19 protein-coding genes are annotated in these 23,834 nt (G+C 52.6%); 9 read left to right on the forward strand and 10 right to left on the reverse strand.

The window, feature by feature from the left end; genetic code table 11:
* Positions 1-31: 31 nt before the first annotated feature.
* A complete protein-coding gene (locus tag MKO97_RS04175) occupies positions 32-1,030 on the reverse strand; it encodes a GntR family transcriptional regulator (RefSeq protein WP_241104814.1) in 999 nt (332 codons plus the stop codon).
* Between the two features lie 93 nt (positions 1,031-1,123).
* Here MKO97_RS04175 and MKO97_RS04180 point away from each other — a divergent pair, with 93 nt between their 5' ends.
* Genes MKO97_RS04180 through MKO97_RS04195 form a run of 4 tightly spaced genes read left to right on the forward strand, consistent with a single transcriptional unit; the run spans position 1,124 to position 5,469 of the window.
* Positions 1,124-2,176: an aldose epimerase family protein gene (locus MKO97_RS04180; protein WP_241104815.1), complete on the forward strand. Its 1,053-nt coding sequence runs from the start codon at positions 1,124-1,126 to the stop codon at positions 2,174-2,176.
* Positions 2,173-3,246 (forward strand): glycosyl hydrolase 53 family protein, encoded by a 1,074-nt coding sequence (locus MKO97_RS04185; RefSeq protein ID WP_241104816.1) that lies wholly within the window; start codon positions 2,173-2,175, stop codon positions 3,244-3,246. The genes MKO97_RS04180 and MKO97_RS04185 overlap by 4 nt, the downstream gene beginning before the upstream one ends.
* A gap of 16 nt (positions 3,247-3,262) precedes the next feature.
* The gene (gene galK / locus MKO97_RS04190) at positions 3,263-4,447 is read left to right on the forward strand and encodes a galactokinase (RefSeq protein WP_241104817.1); all 1,185 of its coding nucleotides are present in this window, start codon (positions 3,263-3,265) and stop codon (positions 4,445-4,447) included.
* Positions 4,448-4,449: 2 nt separating this feature from the next.
* A complete protein-coding gene (locus tag MKO97_RS04195) occupies positions 4,450-5,469 on the forward strand; it encodes a UDP-glucose--hexose-1-phosphate uridylyltransferase (RefSeq protein ID WP_241104818.1) in 1,020 nt (339 codons plus the stop codon).
* A gap of 12 nt (positions 5,470-5,481) precedes the next feature.
* On the opposite strand, the gene MKO97_RS04200 is transcribed toward MKO97_RS04195, so the two are convergent.
* Genes MKO97_RS04200 through MKO97_RS04215 form a run of 4 tightly spaced genes read right to left on the reverse strand, consistent with a single transcriptional unit; the run spans position 5,482 to position 9,317 of the window.
* A complete protein-coding gene (locus tag MKO97_RS04200) occupies positions 5,482-6,330 on the reverse strand; it encodes a glutamate--tRNA ligase family protein (protein WP_241104819.1) in 849 nt (282 codons plus the stop codon).
* A 10-nt stretch (positions 6,331-6,340) separates the two neighbouring features.
* The gene (locus tag MKO97_RS04205; protein WP_241104820.1) at positions 6,341-7,366 is read right to left on the reverse strand and encodes an asparaginase; all 1,026 of its coding nucleotides are present in this window, start codon (positions 7,364-7,366) and stop codon (positions 6,341-6,343) included.
* Complete coding sequence (locus MKO97_RS04210; RefSeq protein WP_241104821.1) at positions 7,359-8,489, reverse strand: 1-acyl-sn-glycerol-3-phosphate acyltransferase; 1,131 nt, start codon at positions 8,487-8,489, stop codon at positions 7,359-7,361. The genes MKO97_RS04205 and MKO97_RS04210 overlap by 8 nt, the downstream gene beginning before the upstream one ends.
* A 60-nt stretch (positions 8,490-8,549) precedes the next feature.
* Entirely contained in the window at positions 8,550-9,317 is a 768-nt protein-coding gene (locus MKO97_RS04215) for a TatD family hydrolase (protein WP_241105499.1), read from the reverse strand.
* A 146-nt stretch (positions 9,318-9,463) separates the two neighbouring features.
* Between MKO97_RS04215 and MKO97_RS04220 the strand changes: the two genes are divergently transcribed.
* The 4 genes from MKO97_RS04220 (at position 9,464) to MKO97_RS04235 (ending at position 16,562) form a co-directional block, all read left to right on the forward strand.
* Positions 9,464-9,901, forward strand: a complete 438-nt coding sequence (locus tag MKO97_RS04220; protein WP_241104822.1) for a retropepsin-like aspartic protease — start codon at positions 9,464-9,466, stop codon at positions 9,899-9,901.
* 195 nt (positions 9,902-10,096) lie between these two features.
* Positions 10,097-11,266 (forward strand): T9SS type A sorting domain-containing protein, encoded by a 1,170-nt coding sequence (locus tag MKO97_RS04225; protein ID WP_241104823.1) that lies wholly within the window; start codon positions 10,097-10,099, stop codon positions 11,264-11,266.
* Between the two features lie 17 nt (positions 11,267-11,283).
* Entirely contained in the window at positions 11,284-14,211 is a 2,928-nt protein-coding gene (locus tag MKO97_RS04230; RefSeq protein WP_241104824.1) for an Ig-like domain-containing protein, read from the forward strand.
* 65 nt (positions 14,212-14,276) lie between these two features.
* Positions 14,277-16,562 (forward strand): Ig-like domain-containing protein, encoded by a 2,286-nt coding sequence (locus MKO97_RS04235; RefSeq protein ID WP_241104825.1) that lies wholly within the window; start codon positions 14,277-14,279, stop codon positions 16,560-16,562.
* Between the two features lie 56 nt (positions 16,563-16,618).
* On the opposite strand, the gene odhB is transcribed toward MKO97_RS04235, so the two are convergent.
* The gene (gene odhB, locus MKO97_RS04240; protein WP_241104826.1) at positions 16,619-17,809 is read right to left on the reverse strand and encodes a 2-oxoglutarate dehydrogenase complex dihydrolipoyllysine-residue succinyltransferase; all 1,191 of its coding nucleotides are present in this window, start codon (positions 17,807-17,809) and stop codon (positions 16,619-16,621) included.
* A gap of 28 nt (positions 17,810-17,837) precedes the next feature.
* Entirely contained in the window at positions 17,838-20,612 is a 2,775-nt protein-coding gene (locus MKO97_RS04245) for a 2-oxoglutarate dehydrogenase E1 component (protein ID WP_241104827.1), read from the reverse strand.
* Between the two features lie 110 nt (positions 20,613-20,722).
* Here MKO97_RS04245 and MKO97_RS04250 point away from each other — a divergent pair, with 110 nt between their 5' ends.
* Positions 20,723-21,253 (forward strand): hypothetical protein, encoded by a 531-nt coding sequence (locus MKO97_RS04250; protein ID WP_241104828.1) that lies wholly within the window; start codon positions 20,723-20,725, stop codon positions 21,251-21,253.
* 3 nt (positions 21,254-21,256) lie between these two features.
* On the opposite strand, the gene MKO97_RS04255 is transcribed toward MKO97_RS04250, so the two are convergent.
* The 3 genes from MKO97_RS04255 to MKO97_RS04265 form a co-directional block, all read right to left on the reverse strand.
* Positions 21,257-21,610 carry a hypothetical protein gene (locus tag MKO97_RS04255; RefSeq protein WP_241104829.1) on the reverse strand — a complete coding sequence of 118 codons (354 nt, stop codon included), beginning with the start codon at positions 21,608-21,610 and terminating at the stop codon, positions 21,257-21,259.
* Positions 21,607-22,581 carry a polyprenyl synthetase family protein gene (locus tag MKO97_RS04260; RefSeq protein ID WP_241104830.1) on the reverse strand — a complete coding sequence of 325 codons (975 nt, stop codon included), beginning with the start codon at positions 22,579-22,581 and terminating at the stop codon, positions 21,607-21,609. Before MKO97_RS04260 ends, MKO97_RS04255 begins: the two co-directional genes overlap by 4 nt.
* Before the next feature lie 68 nt (positions 22,582-22,649).
* On the reverse strand, positions 22,650-23,675 hold the full coding sequence (locus MKO97_RS04265) for a LacI family DNA-binding transcriptional regulator (RefSeq protein ID WP_241104831.1): 1,026 nt from the start codon (positions 23,673-23,675) through the stop codon (positions 22,650-22,652).
* Between the last annotated feature and the right edge of the window lie 159 nt (positions 23,676-23,834).

Here is a 23,834-nt window from a genome sequence, read left to right on the forward strand (position 1 = left end):
GAATCCAAGAGGTGCGCCGCCCCCTTTTCGATTATAAAGAATGTCTCAGGATCAGCCCGCTCTTATTCGGCACCTGCCGCTTATCGCCTTTTAGGATCATACCCGCCATCAGACGACCCATCGCCTCGAAATCGGTGGAGATCGTTGTGATGCCTTTTTCGACTACTTTTTTGAGTGGCGTTTCGTTGTAGGAGATGATACCGAAGTCGCGACCCGCTTCAAATCGCTGTTCCTTCGCCCGTTCAATTACACGCACCAGGTCGCGGTCGTTGGGGATGACGTATACCTCGCCCGGCACAATTTTCCGTTGGCCGAACGACCGGATGCTGTCGTGGGGAAGGGCCATGTCACGGCAGAACTTTCGGAAGCCTTCCAGCATACCCTGGGGTTCGCGGAAATCCGGAAAAATCAGGATCAGTTTTCCGTATTTCGACAAACGGGAATGCGCCTGTTTCAGTCCGTCGTAAATGTCTTTTGCAAACGGTTGGTACGCCGCTGCGTATTGGCTAAGATTCGGCTGCACCTGGTCAAGCAGGTACACGTCTTCAGGCGGAAGCGTTGCCAGCACTTCTTCTGCTACTTCCAATTCACATGGGTTGATGACGTAATGGGTGTAGTTTCCTTTCGCGTCGTCGACCAGCTTTCGGAACACCTGCGGATTAAAATGATGGAAGAAGATATCTACCTGGATTTCCGTTCCGATGTGTTCCAGAAAACTATTGTAAAGATCTTCCTTGAAACTATTGAGCTCATCGAACAACAGGAATACTTTCCGTTGGATGCTAACGCCCGTGCTTTTGACGTAATAGCCTTTTCCGGGATGGGCGAAAAGGATGCCGCGCTTCTTGAGTTCATCGTAAGCCAACAAAACCGTGTCGCGCGATAAACCGAATCCCAGGCAGACTTTGTTCACCGAGGGCAAGCGGTCCCCCTTCGAAAGTCGTCCGTCGCGGATGGCCTGTTCAACCGAGGCGATGATCTGCCGGTACTTCGGAACGCCTGAATTTTCCTGGATGGTAATAAGCCCCATAACCTCATTTTAGCGTCGCAAGATACAAAACTGGTAGGTACAGGTATGGCATCGTCTTCGACTTTTTTACTTTTGGATGTGAACGCTTCAACCATGGAACTGACGAATATTTCCCGCTTCTCCCAAAATGTCCGTATCCGCTCGTTCGGGTTTACCCCGCGGGGCCACGCGTCACGTCTGTATACGTTGCGGAACGAACGTGGGACGGAATTGGATGTCACCGATTACGGTGCGACTGTCACCTCTTTTCGGATTGCAGACGGAACCGGTAGGGTTCGGGATATCGTGCTCGGTTTCGACGATGTGGCCGACTACGCCGCTTCTTTCCGGTTACGTGCGGCACCGTATATGGGCGCTACGGTCGGACGGTATGCCGGTCGGATCGCATTTGGCGAGTTTGAATGGGAAGGCGGTCGCTTTCGGCTTTCGCGCAACAATAATGGGCATTGCCTGCACGGGGGCAAGAAGGGCTGGAGCCGCCGCATTTGGTCGCTGGTATCGCTTCATGACGGCGATAATCCCGCCATCCGCCTACAGCATGTGAGTCCGGATGGCGATATGGGCTTCCCCGGCAAAGTCACGGTTAACGTAACCTATACCCTCACCGAGCAGGATGAATTCGTCATCGAATACGAAGCCACATCCGATGCCGATACCGTCGTCAACCTCACCCATCATAGTTATTTCAACCTTGATGGGCATACGGGAGACGTCCGCCAACAACAGATGATGGTCAATTCTACCCGCAAGCTCGAAGCCGACGAAGAGAACATTCCAACAGGACGCATCCTGAAGCTCGATCATTGTCCGTTTGACTTCACGTCCCCGAAAAACTGTCCGGAAGCGATCGACACGACCTTCGTACTCGACGATCCGTCGCGACCGGCTGCCACGCTTTTCAGTCCGGAAAGCCAATTGCAATTGCTCGTCTACACTGACCAGCCCGGCGTTCATATATATGTCGGAGGGAATTGTTTTGGACTTCTGGCCGGTAAGGAGAAAGCCGCTTATCATCCGCACAGCGGCATCTGCTTCGAGACACAGCATTTCCCGGATGCACCGAATCACCCGCATTTTCCGTCGACGGTACTGCGGAAAGACGAACGCTATTTCCAGAAAACAATCTATAAAATTCAACCGCTATGAAAAAACTGATGGTTAGCCTTATGGCCGCCGCATTCGCATTGCTTTCGTGTTCAAGCAGTGAGTCCGAACCGAATCAAAACCCCAACCCCGAACCTTCGTTTATACGCGCTGCTGATATTTCGTTCCTCCCCGAGATCGAAGCCGCCGGCAACGCGTTTTACAAAGACGGACAGCCACAGGATGTAGTCACAACGCTGGCAGAGGCCGGCTGCAACTACATCCGGCTCCGTCTCTGGAAGAATCCAGTATCGGGACATTCGACCATGGCCGAGGTTAAGGCGATGGCCGCCCGTGCGCGTGCCGCCGGTATGCGCGTTTGGCTTACCGTACATTTCTCTGATACCTGGGCCGATCCGGGTCACCAGACAATTCCTGCCGAGTGGAACGGTTTCTCGTTCGACCAGATGAAAACGGCGGTATCGGCATATACTTCCGATATCCTCACCCAGATTCAGCCCGATATTTTCCAGATCGGAAACGAAACCAACGATGGCTTCCTTTGGCCTATGGGACGGCTGACGCAAAACGAGTCGCAATACCTCGCGCTTACGGAAGCGGTTTCCACAACCATTCGTGCCGAAGCACCTAATACGAAAATCATGTTGCATTTCGCCGGACTCACGGGTTCCGATTGGTTCTTCAACAAAACGGCTGCGATCGATTTTGATTACATCGGGATATCCTATTATCCGGTGTGGCACGGTAAGAGTCTTTCGGAGGTAAAAAACACTATCGATGCCCTCGGGGCCGCCCACCAGAAGAAGGTGATCGTAGCCGAAACGGCCTATCCGTTTACGTTGAGTTGGAACGACTGGACCAATAATCTTGTAGGGCTAGAAAACCAATTGATTCCAGCCTTCCCGGCCACGCCTTACGGGCAAAAGAGCTACCTGAACTCTCTCAAAGGCACTATCAAAACCACGCAATGGGGTATCGGATTCGCCTATTGGGGAACAGAATGGATCGCCTGGAACGGTAACCAATCGACGGAAGGATCTGCGGCCGAAAATCAGGCGCTATGGGACTTCGACCACAATGCACTCGAAGCACTCGACGCTTTCGCGGAATAAACCAAGCCTTCTCGCCATGAAAAAAAAGGAACTCATACGTGCGGTCACGGCCTTATTTGAAACGCACTACCACACCGAGCCACAGCGGATGTTTCTCTCGCCGGCACGCATCAACATCATCGGGGAACATGTCGACTATAACGATGGTTTCGTTTTGCCTGCAGCCATCAACAAGTATGTGTGCTTCGCAGTATCCGAACATCATGGCGACCAATGCACGCTTTTTGCAGGCGACCTGAACGACACGCTGTTGTTCTCGATTGACGATCCGGTCGTGCCGTCTGACAAAACATGGGCAAACTACCTGTTGGGCGTATTGGCCCAATGCAAAGAGCGCGGCCTACCGGTTCGGGGATTTAAGTTGGCATTTGCGAGCAACATTCCGATGGGTGCCGGACTTTCATCGTCTGCTGCACTTGAATGTGGGTTTGCCTATGCCCTGAACGAATTGTTCGACCTCGGCCTTACGCAACAGGAAATCGCACTGATGGGCCAGCGTTCCGAACACACCTTTGTGGGCGTCAACTGCGGCATCATGGACCAGTTTGCCTCGGTTTTCGGAAAGAAGAACCACGCAATCCGTCTCGACTGCACGTCACTTGACTATGATTACCATACCGCCGATTTTGGCGATTATACACTGCTGTTGCTCGATAGCAAAGTAAAACATAGCCACCTCACATCGGGCTATAATGTACGCCGCCAACAGGTAGAGGCCGGATTTGCGGTCTTGAAGCAACGATATCCCGGCATCACTACCTTCCGTGACCTGACCATCGAACAGGTCGAAGCAGCCCAAGACGCATTGGACGAGGTAATCTACCGCCGTTGCCGTTTCGTGGTGAACGAAATCCGGCGGGTGCGGGAGGCGGTCGATGCACTTGACCAATCCGACTTCGTCCGTCTGGGCGCGTTGATGAATGCTACACACGATGGACTTTCAAACGACTATGAAGTAAGCTGCGACGAGCTCGATTTTTTGGTGGAGGCCATCCGCGCGGAAGAAGGGGTGCTCGGCGCCCGGATGATGGGTGGCGGCTTTGGCGGCTGCTCCATCAACCTCGTCCGTAAGGAAAAACAAAACGAGCTTATCCGACGCCTTTCGACCGCTTATAAAGAGAAGTTCGGTGTTGCGCTCGAAGCCTATAAAGTGAAGATTGCCGATGGTACGATGGCGTGTAAGACTCCTAAAATCGCCTGACAATGAACGTATTTGATCAGCACGAACACCCGCACCGCCGTTTCAACCCGCTATTGGGCGAGTGGGTATTGGTGTCACCCCACCGGGCGAAGCGACCCTGGCAGGGACAGGAAGAGGTTGCCGCCCAAGAAGTGCGTCCTCACCACGATCCGTCGTGCTACCTGTGCCCCGGGAACGAACGTGCGAATGGTGAGGTCAACCCCGATTACGAAGGAAGTTTCGTCTTCGATAATGACTTTGCCGCCTTGAAACCGGACGCCGTAACCGGCGGAACGGGTAGCGGTTTTTTCCGCGCCCAACCGGAACAGGGACTATGCCGGGTCGTCTGTTTTTCCCCCCGCCACGACCTGACCTTACCCGACATGGACGTCAGCGCCATCGCAGGCGTGGTGCGGACCTGGCAACGCGAGTATGCCGATTTAGGTAGCCGCGATTTCATCCGCTACGTCCAGATTTTTGAAAATAAAGGTGCGGTGATGGGTTGTTCGAATCCGCATCCGCACGGACAGATTTGGGCGCAGTCGTCGTTGCCCACCCTGGTGCAGCGCACGCAAGACCATCTTTTGGCGTATTTCGAACAAGAGGGGCGTAGCCTGCTGGCCGATTACCTGAACGACGAGCTGACGGCCCACGAGCGCATCGTTATCGAAAACGACCACTTCGTGGCACTGGTGCCGTTTTGGGCGACCTGGCCTTTCGAAACAATGATTATCAGCAAACGCCACTTTGGCCGGATTACGGATATGACCGACGAGGAAGTCGGTTCGTATGCCGCCCTCATCAAAGACCTCACGATGCGATACGATGCGTTGTTCCGCACGTCGTTTCCGTATTCAGCGGGCATCCACCAGGCGCCAACAGATGGAGAAACCCATCCGGAATGGCATTTCCACATGCATTTCTATCCGCCGTTGCTGCGGTCGGCGGCGGTTAAGAAGTTCATGGTGGGCTATGAGATGTTGGGAGAATCGCAACGAGACATCACACCTGAGAAAAGTGCAGGAATGTTGCGGGACCAGTAAGATTGACGTAGGTCAAAACGGAAAGGGTATCCCCGGTAATTCCTCGCGTATCAAACCAAGGACGGTCTCCCTCCCGGCTCCATTCGATTTCATATAACGCAACGACGTAGCCCCTTCCGATTTCGAAAGTTTCCGATTCGCATCATCTGTCAATAAGCCATGATGGTGGAAGGTAGCATCCAGAAAACCCTGTTCGCCCAGCAATCGCGCCAGAAAAAGCTGCGATAGAGTCGACGTCCACAGGTCATCGCCGCGCACGATGAGGTCGACTCCAAAATACAAGTCGTCTGCCAACGATGCAATCTGGTAGGCCGGGCCACCGTCGCGTTTCCGGATGATGAAATCAGAGGTGCCTGCCTCCAGGTGGCCGATCCGGTTGGTGCCGTCCAACGTTCGCACTGAAATGGGCCCCGCATCATCGGTGTTGATCCGCCAGGCCACGTCGGGCGCGTCCAGGGGAAGTTGTCGGGCACGGCAGCCGGTCGCATCGTGACCACCTTGCTCCGCCAGTTGTTTACGGGAGCAGCCGCAGGCATAGACCCTTCCCGTCGCCACCAATCGTTGCAACAGGGTTTCGTATAGCGGCATCCGCAGGTATTGTGAAAAGTGTTGGTGGAAGTCCGTCGCCGTTTTGGGGCCTTCGTCCCATTCTACTTGTAAGAAGGCAAGGGAATCGAAGATATCGGTGACATACGCATCGCGCGTACGGCCTCGGTCAATATCGTCGATCCGAAGCAGGATTTTGGCGCCGTGTCGTTTGGCCAGCGCTGCCGTCAGCAGGAACGAATAGGCATTCCCCAAATGAAGATAACCACTGGGAGTAGGCGCTAACCGGGTTTTGGTGAACGACGGGTACTGCATCGCATCCGTTTTAGGAAATCTCGCCGCGGATCGGGGTTTCGAACACCGTCTTGAACACGCTATGCGATACGTTCTGTCCTAACAGGTACATGAGTTTGGTAATCGCGGCTTCCGTTGTGATATCCTTACCAGAAATCACACCGATTTTTTTCATGGATGTACTCGTTTCGTAATGTCCCATACTCACACTGCCACCCGCACATTGTGTCACGTTGACGATATGCAGACCGTTTTTGATGGCTTTTTTCAGCAGGTCGAGAAACCAGGGGTCGGTTGGCGCATTGCCGGCTCCGTAGGTCTCCAGCACCACGCCCTTGAGGTTCGGTATGGATAGGATGGAAGACAATACGGCTTCGCTGATGCCCGGGAACATTTTGACGATAGCTACTTCGCTCGACATATCACGGTGCACCATCGGTTTCTTCGCTTTCGGACGGGGCAGGAACCACTCGCGGTTCATCTTCAGGTGGACACCCGATTCAGCCAGGGGCGGGTAATTCGGAGAGGAAAACGCATTGAAATGCTCGGCATTGATCTTCGTAGTGCGGTTGCCCCGATAGAGTTTGTATTCAAAGTAGAGGCACACCTCGCTGACTACCGGTTTGCCTTTTTCCTGTAACGAGGCAATTTGGATAGCCGTAATCAGGTTTTCCTTCGCGTCGGTGCGGAGGTCGCCGATGGGCAATTGCGAGCCTGTGAAAACAACGGGTTTGGTCAGGTTTTCGAGCATGAAACTGAGAGCCGACGCGGAATACGACATGGTATCGGATCCGTGCAGCACGACAAAGCCGTCGAAGGCGTCATAATTCCCGTCGATGATGTCGGCCATTTTTGCCCAGCGTTCCGGATTCATATTCGACGAATCGATGGGTTCTGAGAACGAGATGGTCTCGATGTCGCAGTCGAGTTGCTTGATCTCGGGAATACGTTGCAGGAGCTTTTTGAAGTTGAATGCTTTCAGCGCACCCGTGTCGAAGTCTTTCATCATCCCGATGGTACCACCGGTATAGACCAGCAGTATACGCGGCCTAGACATCGCCGTATTTCATTTGGTTGATGACCGGATTGGCATACATCGCCAAAAAATGCCCGACATCATCCGGGTTCTCTTCGTCGATTCGGATTTCAAGCCGTCGTTCGAACAGCGATTTTTCCTTTTCGTTATACCGGTCAGCGAAGCGGTCGGTTTTGTGCAGCAGGTCGTAGGCGATGAAGTTCGTCGGCCATAGCTTATACGACGCCCGGATGGAGTCGTCAATGGCCTGCGCCAACGATTGTATCTGGGTGTTGGAATGCTCGTTTCCGGCTGCAATGCGTTCGATTTCCTCGTCGAGCACATCGCCCACATGGATGTGGATGCGTTTTTTCTGCCCCATGATACCACTCATCAGCGTCAGGAAATCTTCATTCTTTTCCTTGATGTAGATCTCGTTGTTCGCCTCGGCCTTTAATTGCGGCATTTTGAGGGCATCGGTCGGATCGTATTCATACGAAATGGACACTGGCACCAAACGCACCTTCCGGAAATACGACATTACGTCGCCTTCCGCACCCATCGCAAGCATTTTCAGCACACCCGGATGCGTGGTGTCGTTACCGTCTTTGGTGCGTCCTTCGCGTTGGGCAATCCATACCGAACGGTTCTCGCGGAGCAGCAACTGGGCGATGTATTCAGACATCAGCTTGGAGGCCTGCAACAGTTCACGTGGAGGTAAGCCCCGTAGCACGAGAAAATTGCGGTTCAATCGTGACAGTGTGTGGAGGAACGCCTTTTTTACCAGGTTGTCGCCGATGGCAGAGGCCGTCATGACGAGTCCGTGATCGAACAGGCTACAATTCAACAGCGACGTGTCGAGTATGATATCGCGGTGGTTCGATACGAACAGGTAGGAAGTATTGGGCTGTAATTTCTCAAAACCCGACGTGCTCAACCCTTCAGAGGTCTTGCTGAGTACCTGCATGACCGACTTGTAGATGAAGTTACACTGGAAATCACGGATGGAGTGCGTGCGCGCGAGTTGGTCTCTCCAAACCTCGTCGGGTGAATCGGGGAAGGTGAAGTTCATCAACGCCTTCATCATGGGGTGTCCCGAAATTTTTTGCAACGCTTCGTTCACCTCGGCATCATAAAATGGCCGGATGGCGTCAAATTTCTGCATCGTGTCGGTTTTGGTCTAGCAAAAAAACGAAAAAAAACGCGATTTGCCGTTGCTTTTGGGTTAAATCCCGTAGACGTTGCGTGAATTTTCGGTTGTGATGCGGGCGACTTCGGCCACTGTCGTTCCGTGCAGCGCTGCCAGTTTTTCGGCCACGTGCACGATGTAGGCGGTCTCGTTCCGCTTGCCCCGGTAGGGTACGGGAGCGAGGTAGGGCGCGTCGGTTTCCAGGACGATGTCTGACAGGGAAATATCGGCCAGGAATTGATCGATTTGTCCGTTTTTGAACGTCACGACGCCACCGATTCCGAGTTTCATCCCATACGAAATCGCCTGTTCCGCCTGTTGCCGGTTACCCGAAAAACAATGGAAGATGCCGCGGAGGTCGTCGCCTTTTTCCTCTTCAAGGATTTCAAAGATAGGGTCGAAAGCATCGCGGCCATGGATGTTGATGGGAAGGCGGTATTGCTTCGCCATCCGGATTTGCCGTCGGAAAGCGTCCTGCTGGAGGGGAAGGGTCGACTTGTCCCAGTACATATCAATGCCAATTTCACCGACGGCCACGAACGGGCGGCGTGCCAGTTCCGCCTCCACAAAGGCCAGTTCCTCTTCGTAATCGTCCTTTACATACACCGGATGCAATCCCATCATTATGAAGACCTGTCCGGGGTAGCGGGCTTCGATGTCGTATAGCGATTCTGTCCGCGACTTATCAATCGAAGGAACAAAAAAACGGGTCACGCCTGCCTGTATCGCCCGCTGCATCATGGCGTCGCGGTCGGCTGCAAACTGCTTGCTATTGAGGTGTGTATGGGTGTCGGTAAGAATCATGGTGCGAAAATACAAAGTTAAGATGGTCATATGAGGTAGGGTAAATGAAATTATCGCTGTTTCATACGTACCCTGCATTTGTGATTATACCGGAAGAAGGCTGTCGACAGACGGCCTTTTTTCATTTGGAGTCGTACCTTTGGCATATGAAGGAACTGGGTGATATCCTCCGCCGAAAAGGCTATAGAAAGATTGCATTCAAGGTGACGCGCACCCAACACCTTTCAATCAAAGCCAGTATCAACGGGGTTAAAGGCACGTTCATTCTCGATACAGGCGCGTCGAACAGTTGTGTGGGTTTTGAAAGCGTCGGGAAGTTCCTGCTGAACGCCTCCCAATCTAAGACGAAAGCGGCCGGTGCCGGTGCGGTGGGGATGATGACCCAGATTGCGTTGTCCAATACGTTGAAAATGGGCCGTTGGAAATCAGACGACTTCCACCTGGTCGTATTCGATATGTCGCATGTGAATACGGCCTTGCGTGAGCACAAGTCGCGCCCGGTGGACGGCATCATCGGCGCCGACGTACTTCTTGAAGGAGAAGCGATAATCGATTACGCGGGACACTGCCTGTATTTGAAGTAGACCCTAAAAGAGGTTCCTCTCACCGTTTTTCACTGCTCCCAATTTCAAAAAAACATCGCATTTCGCGATGATTAATACCCTTTGCTACTAATGCAATAGGTTTTTTCATAGAAACCTTACATTTTGTTAAAACTCGTATTTCCAATTTGTTATATTTGGCATACGGCACCCCGTTACGACACTAAAAAGAAGGGTATGCAAGTTCGGGTTTTACGAATACTGATCCTCGCTTTGCTCGCAGGCGGCCTCCTATCGGCAAAGGGGGTTGTGTCGGTGCATAGTCCTGTTTCGGTCGCCCGTTCGGGGGTTTTTGAACCGCCCATCACTGACGTATCCGTGGTGATCACGACCGATTGTGCGCCGCGACCGGGGTTTTTATATACCTACCATATTGTGCTTCGGAATAAAGGAACAGCCGTGACGTCGGCCACCCTTTCGTTTGTAAAAGACACTAAGCTGGGCAACCCCACTTCTGTTCCGGAGGGTGCTTCTTTCGACGGAAACACCCTAAGCATTCCGTTTGACGAATTGCAACCCAATGAAGTGCGTATGTATCAGGTGTGCTACCTGGTGCCATCGCTTCCGGATGTCGGCATTGGTGACTACCTAAGCGCGTTTGTCTCGGTCGGACTCGAACAGGATGTGGCGACGTTCGATAACATCTTTCAAAAAAAGGAAGCCGTTTCGGCCTCATACGACCCGAATGATCTTACCGAAGCACATGGCGAGAAAATTGTGCTGTCGACCTTTGCGGACAATGAACTCTTGTACTACACCGTACGCTTCGAAAATACCAACACGGCCGCAGCGAGTTTCCTGATTATCGAAGACCTGCTTGACCCCCAACTGGATCCGTCTACCATCATGCTGGTCAGTTCGAGCCACTACGTTACGATGGGGCGCACCGACAACAAAGTGCGTTTTCTTTTTCCGGATATCGATCTTCCTCCTTCTATGCCCGATATGAATATAGGGAAAGGGCAGGTCACGTTTTCCGTGAAGCCTTTTCCGGGGCTACAGGTTGGGGACGTCATTCCGAACCAGGCACACATTTTTTTCGATTTCAATCCGCCGGTGTCAACTAACGTATTTGAGACGGAATTTGTAGCGTCATTGTCAAACGAAACACCTGATAGGCCAACGTTTCGCGCATTCCCGAATCCGGTGCGGGATATACTTACGGTGACGGGACTCCCATCGGCGGGCGTTTTCAGCCTGTATGCCCTTTCCGGCCAACAGTTATTGGTTCGACCCAGTTATGATAACACGTCCATGATAGATGTTTCCTTCCTCGCAGCCGGCAATTATTTGCTTCGATGGGAGGGGGAGAATTCACGTTGGACTGTTATGATAACGAAACCTTAGTTCTCTCACTTTTTATGATGAAATCCTACTTTTGGGCCGCTTTGGCCCTTATCTTTTTTACGCTTGGCGCACAGGGACAGGCGGTTGACGACGAGACCACTGCCTTTGCCGGTCTGGCAGTTTCGGTGGGTGTACTCAACAACGATAGTATCGATGGTGAACTTTCCGCATTCAGCATCACTACTGCCCCACTGATGGGCATGGCAGTAATTAACGACCAGGGTACACCATCGCTCGCGGACGACACCATTGTGTATACTGCTTCGCCCGATTATGCAGGCCCCGACTACCTCATTTACAGCATTACCGATGGCGCCGGAATAACCAGCGCCGCCACGCTGTATATTTCAGTGGCCCAGCCTGATCCGATGCATGCGCAGAACGACACCGCATCGGTGGTGGGAGCGACGATGCTTGTGATTCCGGTGACGATTAATGACGATTTCGGGAGTTTCGGTGCGGGCAGTACCGCCATCCAAATCACGGTTTTCCCCCAACACGGACAAGCATTCGTCGATACCAATGGCACCGCTACCGCTTCGGACGACAAAATTCTCTACACGGCGAATAACACATTCTACGGTAACGACCACTTGGAATACCGCATCACGGATGCGAACGGCCAAACCGACGATGCGACGGTTTCCATTACGGTATGGGGTGATGGGCCATGGGAGATAGGACCGGCACCGCTCGCGGGAGACAACAACAGCGTGACCGTCGAGGATACCCCCGTTCCCGTTTTTGTTCTTGCAAACGACAACTTCGGCACGAACGGTATGGCGGCGGGTGCGATGATCGAAATTTTGGCACCGCCCGCGAATGGGGTCGCTTTCGTAAACAACAATGGAACGCCGTCGGTCTCTGACGATATCATCTTGTATACGCCCAACGCCGACTTTAACGGATTCGATACTTTCCCCTACCGGATTACGAATGCGTCAGGGCAAACAGCGGATGCGATGATCACCATTAGCATTGCGCCGGGGCCATTTGAGTCGGATATGCCGATAGCAGTGGACGATACCGCGTCAACATTTGAAGATACGCCCATACTAATCAATATTCTGACGAACGATTCTTTTGGTGGCGATGGGCCAGGTACGTATAATGTAGCGATCGCATCGCCGCCCACAAATGGCTGGGCCGCAGTAAATGATTATGGCACACCAAACGACCCCACGGACGATACCATCATGTATGTGCCAAACCCTAATTTTTGCGGAACCGATTCTTTCACCTACATTATCATGGATTCGGACGGGCAGACTTCTACGGCAACCGTAACCATTTTAAGCCTTTGCACTGATGAGATGCCCCTCGCGGTAAACGACCATATATCCTGTGATAACCAAGCCATCATGATTCCCATTTTGATGAACGATTCATTTGGAGGCGATGGTCCTTCATGGTACCCTATATCGATAGCGACCGCGCCGGCGTACGGCAGTGCAGCAGTAGACGACGGAGGAACACCAAATAATCCGACGGATGATACCATTGTTTACACGCCCGGCGCGACATTTTCAGGTACGGATCAGTTTACCTATTCAATCGCTGATATTGATGGCGATGTATCTGCCGCTACCGTATTCATCGGCCCCCAAACCGCCATTACCTTAACGGCTTTTCTCGACCTGAATAACAACGGGCAGAAGGACCTAAACGAACCAAAGTATCCATACGGGACCTTCCAGTACGTGCGCAACGACACGCTGCCAGCCCATTACCTGAGTAACTTTTCGGGCTCGGCCAGTCTGTTATACGGCCAGCCTGGTGTGTATGATTTTGCTTTCAGCACCAATAACCCACTTTTTTCCTGTGCTACAACGTATACCAATGTTACCATCGGGGCCAATGACAATGTAACGTATTATTTCCCCGTCACCGCACCGGCTGTCACCGATGTGACCGTCACCATGACCACCTATCAATTGCCGCGTCCGGGATTGCCGTATACCTATTTGGTGCGGCTTCGCAACAAAGGCACCGTACCGACGTCGGGCGTATTGAACTTTTTGAGAGACAGCCAGCTCGGGACGCCTACATCTTTACCGGTGGGCGCAACTTCTACCGCCAACGGGTTTTCCCTGCCGTTCAATGACTTACCACCCTTCGCCGTCTGGACCTACGAGGTGCCGTTCCAGGTGCCGACGATTCCGACCGTGAACCTCGGCGACCATATCACGACGTCCGTGTTTGCCACACAGGTTGCCAACGAAAGCCTGCCGCTTGACAATATCTTCGGGCTTAACGAGGTGGTAGTGGGATCCTATGACCCGAATGATATCAACGAATCGCACGGAGGAAAAATTGGGTTGGATGCCTTCGGGGCAGACGACCGCCTTGTCTACACCATCCGCTTTGAGAATACGGGCACAGCCGAGGCTTTTGATATCCTTATCAACAATACGCTCGATGCCCAGTTGGATCCTGCTACCGTTGAGCTTCTCGACAGTAGTAATAACGTCACCCTGGATCGCGTGGGCAACACACTGCGGTTCCAGTTTAAGGATATCAATCTCGAACCATCGGTGCCCAATACCCAAATCGGGAAAGGCTACGTGCAATATGCCGTTAAGCCGATGCCGGGTTTCCAGGCAGGCACGATTATCCCCAACAAGGCCAGCATCCATTTCGATACGAATCCGGCGATCATCACCAACTTATTCGACACCGAGTTTGTAGAGACGCTTTCCATAAACCAGCCGGTTCGTGGCGTCGTGAAGATGTATCCGAACCCCGTATCGGGCGTACTCACCATCGAAAACCCGTCGAATATAAGGAAATTGACGGTTTACACCGTGTTGGGCAAAGTGGTCCTTACGCAAGCATCCGATGCGCCTTCTGTCACACTTGATTTGTCTTCATTCGAAAAAGGCATCTACTTTATCCGCGTCGATTCCGAAGAAGGAAGTCAGGTAGAGAAAGTGATCAAAAATTGATTTGAACCCACAACAGACCCTTTACAGGAGTTTATATGACCTAATTGATAATCCAAACCGAACATGTGAAACACGTTTACTTCTTCTTTTTGCTGTTCGCTGTGTCGCGCGTGGGTGCGCAGGCAGTTGACGATACGGCTACAACAGGGCAGGGCTTCGCCGTGGTGATTCCGGTTCTGGCAAACGACAATTTCAGTGAAGCGACCCTTGAAACGATATCAATATTGAGTCCGGCCCAACATGGCGAGGTGGCCATCGAGGGGAACATGACACCTGCTCCTGATGACGATACCATCCTCTACGTGCCTGATCCGGGATTCGCCGGGGAAGACAGTTTTGTGTACACGGTTACCCTTGTGGGAGGTACTACATATTCGGCTACCGTTTCCATTATCGTAGTAGGAGATGCGGGAGGTCCAGTCGCCAATCCGGATAATTTTTGGGGTAGCGAAGACACGCCTATGATCCTCGATATTTTAGCCAACGATAGTTTTGGCTCGGAAGGACCTGGAACTTTCGTATTGGGCGAGTTGCAAAATGGCTCTACCGCTGTCATTTTACAGAACGATACGCCCAATGACCCAACAGATGATACCATCTTGTATACGCCGGGCCCTAATTTCAACGGGGTAGATGTATTCAACTACACCATTACCAGCGCCTTCGGGGACGCTTCTACGACGGAGGTATCGATCACGGTGGCACCTGACATCAGCGAGGGGCCGTTCGCCATGGACGACCTCGTCAATACTAATATTGACACGCCCGTAGAAATCATCATGCTGATGAACGATAGCCTGGGGGGCAATGACCTGCCCGTCGTTTCTATTGCCCAGCCGCCTTCAAACGGTGTTGTGACCCTCAACACGTTCGATACGCCCTATGCGAATGATGACACCTTCACTTACACCCCGAATAGTGGTTTCGTGGGAACCGATACCTTCCTTTATGCCATTACGGACATAACCGGCTCAGCGTATGCGACTGTCACAGTCATTGTGGGCGGCAACGGTATCCTGCTGTCGGCTTTTTATGATAACGACGCAGATGGGGTTCAGGACGAAAACGAAACGAACCTTGACTTCGGCACCTTCCAGTATGAAGTGAACGGTGATGGAATCATGCACCAGGTAGCCGCGTCGAACGGAAAATACTACATTGATGAAGACGACCCGACCGCGGTGTATGACCTGGGTTATGCGATCTACCCTTCGTTTGCTCCTTACTATACCGTTACGCCGGGATCGTACCCAAACGTCTCGATCACGTCAACGGGCCTAAGTGAATACAAGTTTGCCATTTCGGCCGCGCTGTTCAGTGAAGTAGGCGTTTATCTTGTGCCCTATACCATGCCAAGGCCCGGGTTTCTGTACGAGACGGGTATTTTGCTGCGGAATAACGGCACACAAACGGTATCCGGCACCCTTACCTTCGCCCATGATCCTGCCCTGTCTATCGTAAGCGTATCCGAAAATACAGCAAACGTGACGCCTGCCGGGTTCACCTATTCATTTGCCGATCTCACGCCGAATGAGGTGCGATGGGTCAATGTCACGATGCAGGTGCCGGTAATTCCGACTGTGACGCTGGGCCAATTGGTATTCAACAGCGCGGCGGTAGCGGTCGCATCGGATGTGAACGCTGCCAATGACACGGCTTCCTATTCCCAAATGATCGTCGGGTCGTATGATCCGAATGACATCACGGAGGCGCATGGGAGTAAGATCGTTGTCGACGGCTTTACCGCATCGGACTACCTGACCTATACCATCCGTTTTGAAAATACGGGTACAGCGAATGCCGAGTTCGTTCGGGTGGAAAACACATTGGATGCCCAGTTAAATGCCGGTACATTGGAAATGGTAGCAGCCAGTCATCCATATGTATTGGAACGAAATGGTAGTCAACTTACCTGGCGTTTCAACGACATCCAGCTACCACCGTCGGAAGAGAATACCCAGATCGGTCATGGCTACATCACCTATCGTATCAAACCGCAGCCGGGTTATGCCGTTGGGGATATTATCCCGAATGCGGCCTCGATCTACTTTGACTTCAATCCGGCAATCGAGACCAATGTCTTCGAAACACAATTTGTGGAAGCGATGGGTGTGGCGGACAATATGAAGTATGCCATCACCGCCTGGCCTAACCCGGTTTCGGAGGTGTTTCATGTGAAGGCCCAAAACGGCCTTTCCGTTGACCGGATCGAAGTACTCGATGCGGTAGGTCGTATTGTGTTAGTGGGTAACGGAGAAGAGGTCAACGTCCGATCGTTGCCATCCGGCACGTATTTTGCCCGGCTCACGGTGGACGGGGTACAGAAGGTTGTCAAACTGTTCAAAAAGTAAAGCGCATAAAAAATCCCGGTCTACAAACCGGGATTTTTTTATCTGAGAAACGAATATTAGAGTTCCAACGCGCGTTTCGGATCGTTGTTCATCAACAACTCGCCCGGGTTCTCGAGGCCTTCTTTTACCGCCACAAGGAAACCAACCGACTCGCGGCCGTCGATGATGCGGTGGTCATAGGAAAGGGCCACGTACATCATCGGATGGATTTCGACTTTTCCGTTTACGGCAATCGGACGCTCGATGATATTGTGCATACCGAGGATACCCGATTGCGGCGGATTGATGATCGGTGTCGACAACATCGAACCAAAAACGCCCCCATTCGAAATGGTGAACGTACCGCCCGTCATATCGTCGACGGTGATCTGGCCTTCACGTGCACGGATCGCCAAACGTTTGATCTCGGCTTCGATGCCGCGGAACGTCAGGTTTTCAGCATTGCGAACCACCGGTACCATGAGTCCTTTCGGACCTGAAACCGCAACGGAGATATCACAGAAATCAAACGACACCTTCTGGTCGCCGTCGATCATCGAGTTTACATCCGGATACAGTTGCAGCGCACGGGTCACCGCTTTGGTGAAGAACGACATATAGCCGAGGCTGAGCCCGCCGTGTTTCGCCTTGAACGCATCCTTATATTCATTGCGGATGAGGTTGATCGGCGTCATGTTGACTTCGTTGAACGTCGTCAGCATCGCGGTTTCGTTTTTAGCGGCTACCAGACGCTCGGCTACCTTGCGGCGGAGCATCGACAGCTTGGTGCGCTGTGAACCGCGGTTACCACCGGTCGGCGTTCCCATGGAAGCGGTTGCATTCACCGCATCTTCTTTCGTGACGCGTCCGTCTTTGCCGGTGCCGACCACTTCCGAAGGATTGATATTTTTCTCGTCGAGGATTTTCTTCGCAGCCGGAGACGCTGTGCCTGTCGCATAGCTCGTCGGTGCAGGGGCTGCTTCCGCTTTTGGTGCTTCTGCAGCAGGCGCGGCACCACCGGCCGGTTTTGCCGCATCGGTGTCGATCAGGCAGACCACCTGTCCGACTTTTACGGCGTCGCCTTCTTCGGCCTTCAGCGTGATGATACCGCTGGCTTCTGCCGGAAGTTCGAGGGTGGCCTTATCTGAATCGACCTCGGCGATGGCCTGGTCTTTTTCAACGTAATCTCCGTCTTTTACCAACCAGGTTGCGATCTCCACTTCGGTGATCGATTCGCCCGGTGATGGTACTTTCATTTCTAGGATCATTCGGGTATGGCTTTATGTTGTTTGTAACTTAGTTGAACAGGTTTTTGTCGAACACCATTGCAATCGCGGCCGCGTGGCGTTTTTTAGAACGGGCGTAACTTCCTGCTGCCGGTGCGCTGTAGGCTTTCAGTGAGGCGACGCGGAATTTAACAAGGTTGAAATTCATCAGCATGTAGCTGTAGGCACCCATGTTGCGCGGCTCTTCCTGTGCCCATACGTAGTCGTCGGCATTCGGATAAGAAGCGATGATTTCTTTCAGTTGGTCGACCGGCAGCGGGAACAATTGCTCGATCCGCACCAGGGCCACGTCATTGCGTTCTTTTGCCTCGCGCTCGGCCAATAGGTCGTAATAGAATTTACCGGTACAGAATACCAATGTTTTGACGTCGGCCTTGTTGACGGTCGTATCGTCGATGGTTTCACGGAAACGGCCGTTTGCCAGGTCGTCTACAGACGACACCACTAACGGATGACGCAGCAAACTCTTCGGTGTGAAGACAATCAGCGGTTTACGGAATTTCGTCTTCATCTGGCGGCGCAACAGGTGGTAGAAGTTGGCCGGTGTGGTACAGTCGGCCACATACATGTTCTCGTTGGCACACATCTGGAGGTAACGCTCCATCCGTGCCGACGAGTGTTCGGCGCCTTGTCCTTCATACCCGTGCGGCAATAGCATCACGAGTCCGTTTTGGTTGTTCCACTTATCTTCGGCAGCCGAAATATACTGGTCGATCATAATTTGGGCACCGTTCGAGAAGTCCCCGAATTGTGCTTCCCAAATCGTCAGCGTATTCGGACTGGCCAATGCGTACCCATAGTCAAAGGCCACCACGCCGTATTCCGACAGCAATGAATTGTATATATGGAAATTGCCTTTTGCTTCCGGAATCGTCTGCAACAGCACGACTTCCTCTTCGGAATCTTCCACTTTCACCACGGCGTGGCGGTGCGAGAAGGTGCCGCGCTCGACATCCTGTCCGGAGATCCGCACATCGTATCCTTCCGACAGCAAGGTGCCGTAGGCGAGTAATTCACCCATCGCCCAGTCGAGTTTGTCCGTTTCAAAGAACATGGTGTGACGGTCGGCGATGAGTTTTGAAATTTTGCTGATGAACTTCTTGTCAGATGGCAATTCCGTAATGACTTTGGCGATTTCGGTCAGCTTTTCCTTCGGGAAAGAGGTGTCGACATGCTCGAGCATCTCCTCCTGTCCGGCCTGATGAAAGCCCTGCCATTCGTTCCGCATGAACGGTGTGATGATGGTCAGGTCTTTTTTGCGCGAGGCCTCAAGGTTTTCCTCAAGCATCGCTTTGTATTGTTCTTCCAGGCCTTTTACATAGTTACCGTCGATGATGCCGGCTGCGAGCAGTTGATCGGCATATAGGTCACGCGGGTTCTTATGTTTGGCGATGGCTTTGTATAGCTTCGGTTGGGTAAAACGCGGTTCATCACCTTCGTTGTGGCCGTACTTACGATAGCCCAACAGGTCGATGAAGACGTCGCTTCCGAATTCCATGCGGTACTCCAGCGCGAAAAGCATGGCGTGAACGACCGCTTCCGTATCATCGGCATTGACGTGCAACACCGGCGAAAGCGTCACCTTCGCCACATCCGTACAATAGGTTGAGGAACGGGCGTCGAGGTAGTTGGTCGTAAACCCTACCTGGTTGTTGATGACGATATGGATGGTGCCGCCGGTCTTATACCCGTCAAGTTGCGCCATCTGCACGATTTCATACACAATCCCCTGTCCGGCTACGGCTGCATCACCGTGCACTGCAATCGGCAATACTTTCTTCGCGTCATTCGGGAAATAACGATCCTGTTTCGCCCGGGTGATTCCTTCGATAACAGCGCCCACGGTTTCGAGGTGGGAAGGGTTCGGCGCCAGGTTGATCTGGATGCTCTTACCGCTCTTGGTTTGGCGATCGGCCGTGAGCCCCAGGTGGTATTTCACGTCGCCGTCGAAAAGGGCGTCGTCGTCATAGTCTTTGCCGTCAAATTCCGAGAAGATGTCCTGTGTGGGTTTGCCGAAGATATTGGCGAGCACATTGAGACGTCCACGGTGGGCCATACCCATTACGAATTGCTCGACGCCTTTGTCAGCCGCCGCTTCGATTATCGCGTCAACCCCCGGAATCAGCGATTCACCCCCTTCGAGCGAGAAACGCTTTTGCCCGACGTATTTGGTATGGAGGAAGTTTTCAAAGGAAACCGCCTCGTTGAGTTTGGAAAGGATGTGTTTCTTTTCGTCGACCGAAAACTTCGGACGGTTGTCGTTAACACCAATCCGCTGCTGTATCCACTGGATGACCTCCGGTTTCCGGATGTACATATACTCCACACCGATTGACTGGCAGTAAATGCGGTCAAGGTGTTTCAGGATTTCCTCAAGGGTCGACGGTTCCAGATACATGACCTTGGCAGCGTCGAACACGGTGTTCAGGTCGGCTTTTGAAAGACCATAATTTTCAAGGTCAAGCGAAGGCGTAAACACACGACGCTCGCGCACCGGATTTGTCTTCGTGAACAAGTGGCCACGGGTGCGATAGCCATCGATGAGTTTCAATACGTTGAACTCTTTCTGCAGCTTATCCGAAACGGCACTGAAGTCCTGCGTTGACGCAGCCGACGCCATTTGCGCTACCGGACTCACGCCACCATAGGCAGACGCGCCAAAATCGAATCCCTGGAAGAAAGCCCGCCAGCTCGGCTCGACGCTGTCTGGATTCTGGAGGTATTGTTCGTATAAATCGGCGAAAAACTCGGTGTGTGCGGCGTTCAAGAAGGAAAACCTATCCATAATAGTAGTCTGAGACTCTGTTTGTTAAAATAGCAGGGCAAAAGTACAACAAATCGCCCAAACCGCTGCAATTTTTCTACATTTATACCGCTAATGTTTAGTTAATTCCAATGACGTCACGACCTATTTACAAAGCCATCAAAGCCCTCACTTTTGGGCTCATTCTGTCGATGTCGGTTACCTTGCAGGCCCAGGAGGATCCTGCTTTCTGGGACCGGGTGCGCTTTGGCGGTTCACTGGGTGTAAGCGTCGGGTCCGGGTTTGCCGATATCCTCGTTGCGCCGTCGGCACTGTACAGTTTCAATCAATACCTTGCGGCGGGCACAGGCCTCCAGTTAAGCCACGTGCGGGTCGACGACTACAAGTCTTGGATGTATGGCGCGAGCCTCATCGGAATCGTGAGTCCGGTCGAAGAGGTACAGGTGTCGGTAGAGCTCGAGCAGATGCGCGTCAGCAATACTTTTGATGAGGATCGGTATCCTGGACGGCCAAACGAGACTTTCTGGAACACGGCGCTTTATTTTGGATTGGGATACAACAGCGGTGACGTGACGGTAGGGGTGCGATACAATGTATTGTTCGACAAAGACCGATTTGCCTATAACGATGCCTTCATGCCCTTTGTCCGCGTGTACTTTTGATTGCTACCAGCGGTTGCGGAACCACACTTTCTGCCATTCCCGTTTGAGGATGAGGAAGGCAACGTTTTCCGCCAATTGCATCAAATCAGATCCATCAAGCGCCTTGATTTCTTTTTCTGGCACATCGATGATATACAACAGGTTGAGGTACTCGGCAAACTTGTGGTGCAACATCCGGTAGATGAGTTCGTGCAACTGTACCTTCAGTTCGCCGGGAGTTGTGCTTTTCGGAAAGTCCACGGGCTCATTTGCCAGTGAAAAATCTTTATTAAGCTGTTCCAGCAACTTGCCATAAAGGGCTTCTTTCTCGGCCTCGGAAAGCAACGAGTCGGTATCGCGTGGCGCCAGGTAATTCATACGCTGCGGGCCATCAGTTTTTCTCCGAATGCACGCAGGATCGGTTTCCGGTCTTCCGGCACCTCCATTTCGTCAAGCACCGAAAAGGCTTTGTAGGTATAATCGCGAATTGCCTGGGAGGTCGTCTCCGCCGCCTTCGAAGAAAGAAAGATGTCTTTCACCGAGCGGATTTTATCGGCGTTGTCCTGCGCGTGGATTGAATAGAGTTGCAACAACGCCTCCCGTTCCGACGGCGCTGCCTGTTCGAGGGCCTTTAAATAGAGATAGGTCTTTTTATTTTCAATGATGTCGCCTCCGATCTGTTTGCCAAAGGTCGCCGCGTCGCCAAAGGCATCGAGGTAATCGTCCTGTAATTGGAACGCAATGCCCAGGTAGCGTCCAAAATCGTATATGGCTTCTTTGTTTTTTTCCGAAGTTCCGGCCACGATACCGCCCATCTTAAGCGCGGCACCCAACAAAACCGCCGTTTTATACTCAATCATCTTCAGGTATTCCGGAATGGTGACATCGTCGCGCGTTTCGAAATCCACGTCCCATTGCTGGCCTTCGCATACCTCAAGGGCCGTCTGGCTGAATAACTTGGCAAGCTCGCGGAACACAGCGGGCTCGTAGGCTTCGAAGTGGCGGTAGGCGAGGATGAGCATGGCGTCACCCGACAGAATACCGGTGTTGAGGTTCCATTTTTCGTGTACGGTTTCGTGTCCGCGTCGCAACGGCGCATGGTCCATGATGTCATCGTGCACCAATGAAAAATTGTGGAATACCTCCACGGCTGTCGCGGCAGGAAGTGCGTGTGACACATCCGCCCCAAAAAGTTCCGCCGACATGAGGGTCAGTACCGGCCGGATCCGCTTTCCGCCCAACCCCATGATATACGCAATAGGCTCGTAGAGTCCACGCGGGTTATCCGGCAGCGTTTGTTGATCGAGATGTTGCTGGAAGAGGTCTTGGTAGGCGGCAAGTGGTTGCATGGGAAAAATTTGCGCAAAGATAGCGGGAAAAGTGGAAATGAACGAGTTGTAATTAGGTCAAGGAAACGTCAAGGGCGTTGGGTCGACTTCCGCTCTACCACCCGCGTTGGGAACGACACCGTGCGGGGTTGCGGACGTGTCTGCTCGCGTGCGGCCGTCATTTCTTCCAACAGCAAACCGAAGGCCGCTTCGCCGATCTCACGACCGGGTTGTTCGATGCTGCTGAGCGGCGGATTGATGACCTGCGACATAAACCAGTTGCTGAACCCGATAACGGCGATGCGTTCGGGTACGGCGACCTTCCGTTCGTTGAAGAGGTCAAGGGCCCCAACGGCCACCAGGTCGGTAATGGCGAACAAACCGTCTACATCCGGATGCTCGTCAACGATCCGGGCGGCGAACGCACGTCCCTCTTCAAATGTCACGCGTTCGCAGGTATACACCAACGAGGGGTCGAAGGCAATACCATTGTCCTGCAACGCCTTTTTATATCCCATAAACCGATCAATGGCGTTCTGGGGGTTCACCGGTCCGCGGATGTGGGCAATCCGACGGCAGCCTTTGTCGATGAGATGTTGCACGGCAGAGGCAGCAGCGGCCCGGTCGTCAATGATGACTTTCGAAGACGGAATCAGTTTTGAAATTTTATCAAACTGGACGAAAGGAATGCCCCGCGCCACAATCTCCCGAAGGTGGTCATCGTCGTTCGATTCGTTCGACAGCGACATCAGGATGCCGTCGACCCGTTTTTGTATCAGAAGGGCCACCTGTTTCTTTTCAAGTTCGAGCGACTCGTTCGACTGTAGGATGATGACCAGGTAGCCGTGTTGTTCGGCCTGCCCGATGATGCCATCGATCACATTCGAGAAGAAGTGGTGCGCTACCTCGGGGATGATGAGTCCAATCGTGCGGGACTCACGCGTGCGAAGGTTTACTGCAAAACTATTGGGTTGGTAGTGCCATTTTTCGGCAAGCTCCATCACCGCTTTCCGCGTTTTGGGGCTGACGTCCGGATACCCTTTCAGTGCTTTCGACACCGTAGTGACCGAGATGCCAAGCTGCTCGGCGATTTCCTTTAATGTGGTTTCTTTCATGGGCCGGACGAAGTACTTCAGAAAAATCGAAAACGATTTCGGTAATTTCGAAAACGATTTCGGTTTTGTAAGCCGATATTTTAATTAACAGGCTTTTAACTTCGGCATGCAAATTAATTAATCAAAACCGAAAATGAAAAACTCTACCCAATTACTCAA

Origin of the sequence: Flavobacterium sp. HJ-32-4 (assembly GCF_022532105.1) — a bacterium.
Taxonomy (GTDB): Bacteria; Bacteroidota; Bacteroidia; order Flavobacteriales; family Flavobacteriaceae; genus Flavobacterium.

What these genes read in the sequence shown, in the direction of transcription:
- MKO97_RS04220 (WP_241104822.1), top strand. Translation starts at nt 9,464, where the DNA reads ATGAAGGAACTGGGTGATATCCTCCGCCGAAAAGGCTATAGAAAGATT.
- MKO97_RS04250 (WP_241104828.1), top strand. Translation starts at nt 20,723, where the DNA reads ATGACGTCACGACCTATTTACAAAGCCATCAAAGCCCTCACTTTTGGG.
- MKO97_RS04200 (WP_241104819.1), bottom strand. Translation starts at nt 6,330, where the DNA reads ATGCAGTACCCGTCGTTCACCAAAACCCGGTTAGCGCCTACTCCCAGT.
- MKO97_RS04225 (WP_241104823.1), top strand. Translation starts at nt 10,097, where the DNA reads ATGCAAGTTCGGGTTTTACGAATACTGATCCTCGCTTTGCTCGCAGGC.
- MKO97_RS04185 (WP_241104816.1), top strand. Translation starts at nt 2,173, where the DNA reads ATGAAAAAACTGATGGTTAGCCTTATGGCCGCCGCATTCGCATTGCTT.
- MKO97_RS04255 (WP_241104829.1), bottom strand. Translation starts at nt 21,610, where the DNA reads ATGAATTACCTGGCGCCACGCGATACCGACTCGTTGCTTTCCGAGGCC.
- MKO97_RS04205 (WP_241104820.1), bottom strand. Translation starts at nt 7,366, where the DNA reads ATGTCTAGGCCGCGTATACTGCTGGTCTATACCGGTGGTACCATCGGG.
- MKO97_RS04175 (WP_241104814.1), bottom strand. Translation starts at nt 1,030, where the DNA reads ATGGGGCTTATTACCATCCAGGAAAATTCAGGCGTTCCGAAGTACCGG.
- MKO97_RS04195 (WP_241104818.1), top strand. Translation starts at nt 4,450, where the DNA reads ATGAACGTATTTGATCAGCACGAACACCCGCACCGCCGTTTCAACCCG.
- MKO97_RS04180 (WP_241104815.1), top strand. Translation starts at nt 1,124, where the DNA reads ATGGAACTGACGAATATTTCCCGCTTCTCCCAAAATGTCCGTATCCGC.
- MKO97_RS04215 (WP_241105499.1), bottom strand. Translation starts at nt 9,317, where the DNA reads ATGATTCTTACCGACACCCATACACACCTCAATAGCAAGCAGTTTGCA.
- odhB (WP_241104826.1), bottom strand. Translation starts at nt 17,809, where the DNA reads ATGATCCTAGAAATGAAAGTACCATCACCGGGCGAATCGATCACCGAA.
- MKO97_RS04230 (WP_241104824.1), top strand. Translation starts at nt 11,284, where the DNA reads ATGAAATCCTACTTTTGGGCCGCTTTGGCCCTTATCTTTTTTACGCTT.
- MKO97_RS04265 (WP_241104831.1), bottom strand. Translation starts at nt 23,675, where the DNA reads ATGAAAGAAACCACATTAAAGGAAATCGCCGAGCAGCTTGGCATCTCG.
- galK (WP_241104817.1), top strand. Translation starts at nt 3,263, where the DNA reads ATGAAAAAAAAGGAACTCATACGTGCGGTCACGGCCTTATTTGAAACG.
- MKO97_RS04210 (WP_241104821.1), bottom strand. Translation starts at nt 8,489, where the DNA reads ATGCAGAAATTTGACGCCATCCGGCCATTTTATGATGCCGAGGTGAAC.
- MKO97_RS04260 (WP_241104830.1), bottom strand. Translation starts at nt 22,581, where the DNA reads ATGCAACCACTTGCCGCCTACCAAGACCTCTTCCAGCAACATCTCGAT.
- MKO97_RS04245 (WP_241104827.1), bottom strand. Translation starts at nt 20,612, where the DNA reads ATGGATAGGTTTTCCTTCTTGAACGCCGCACACACCGAGTTTTTCGCC.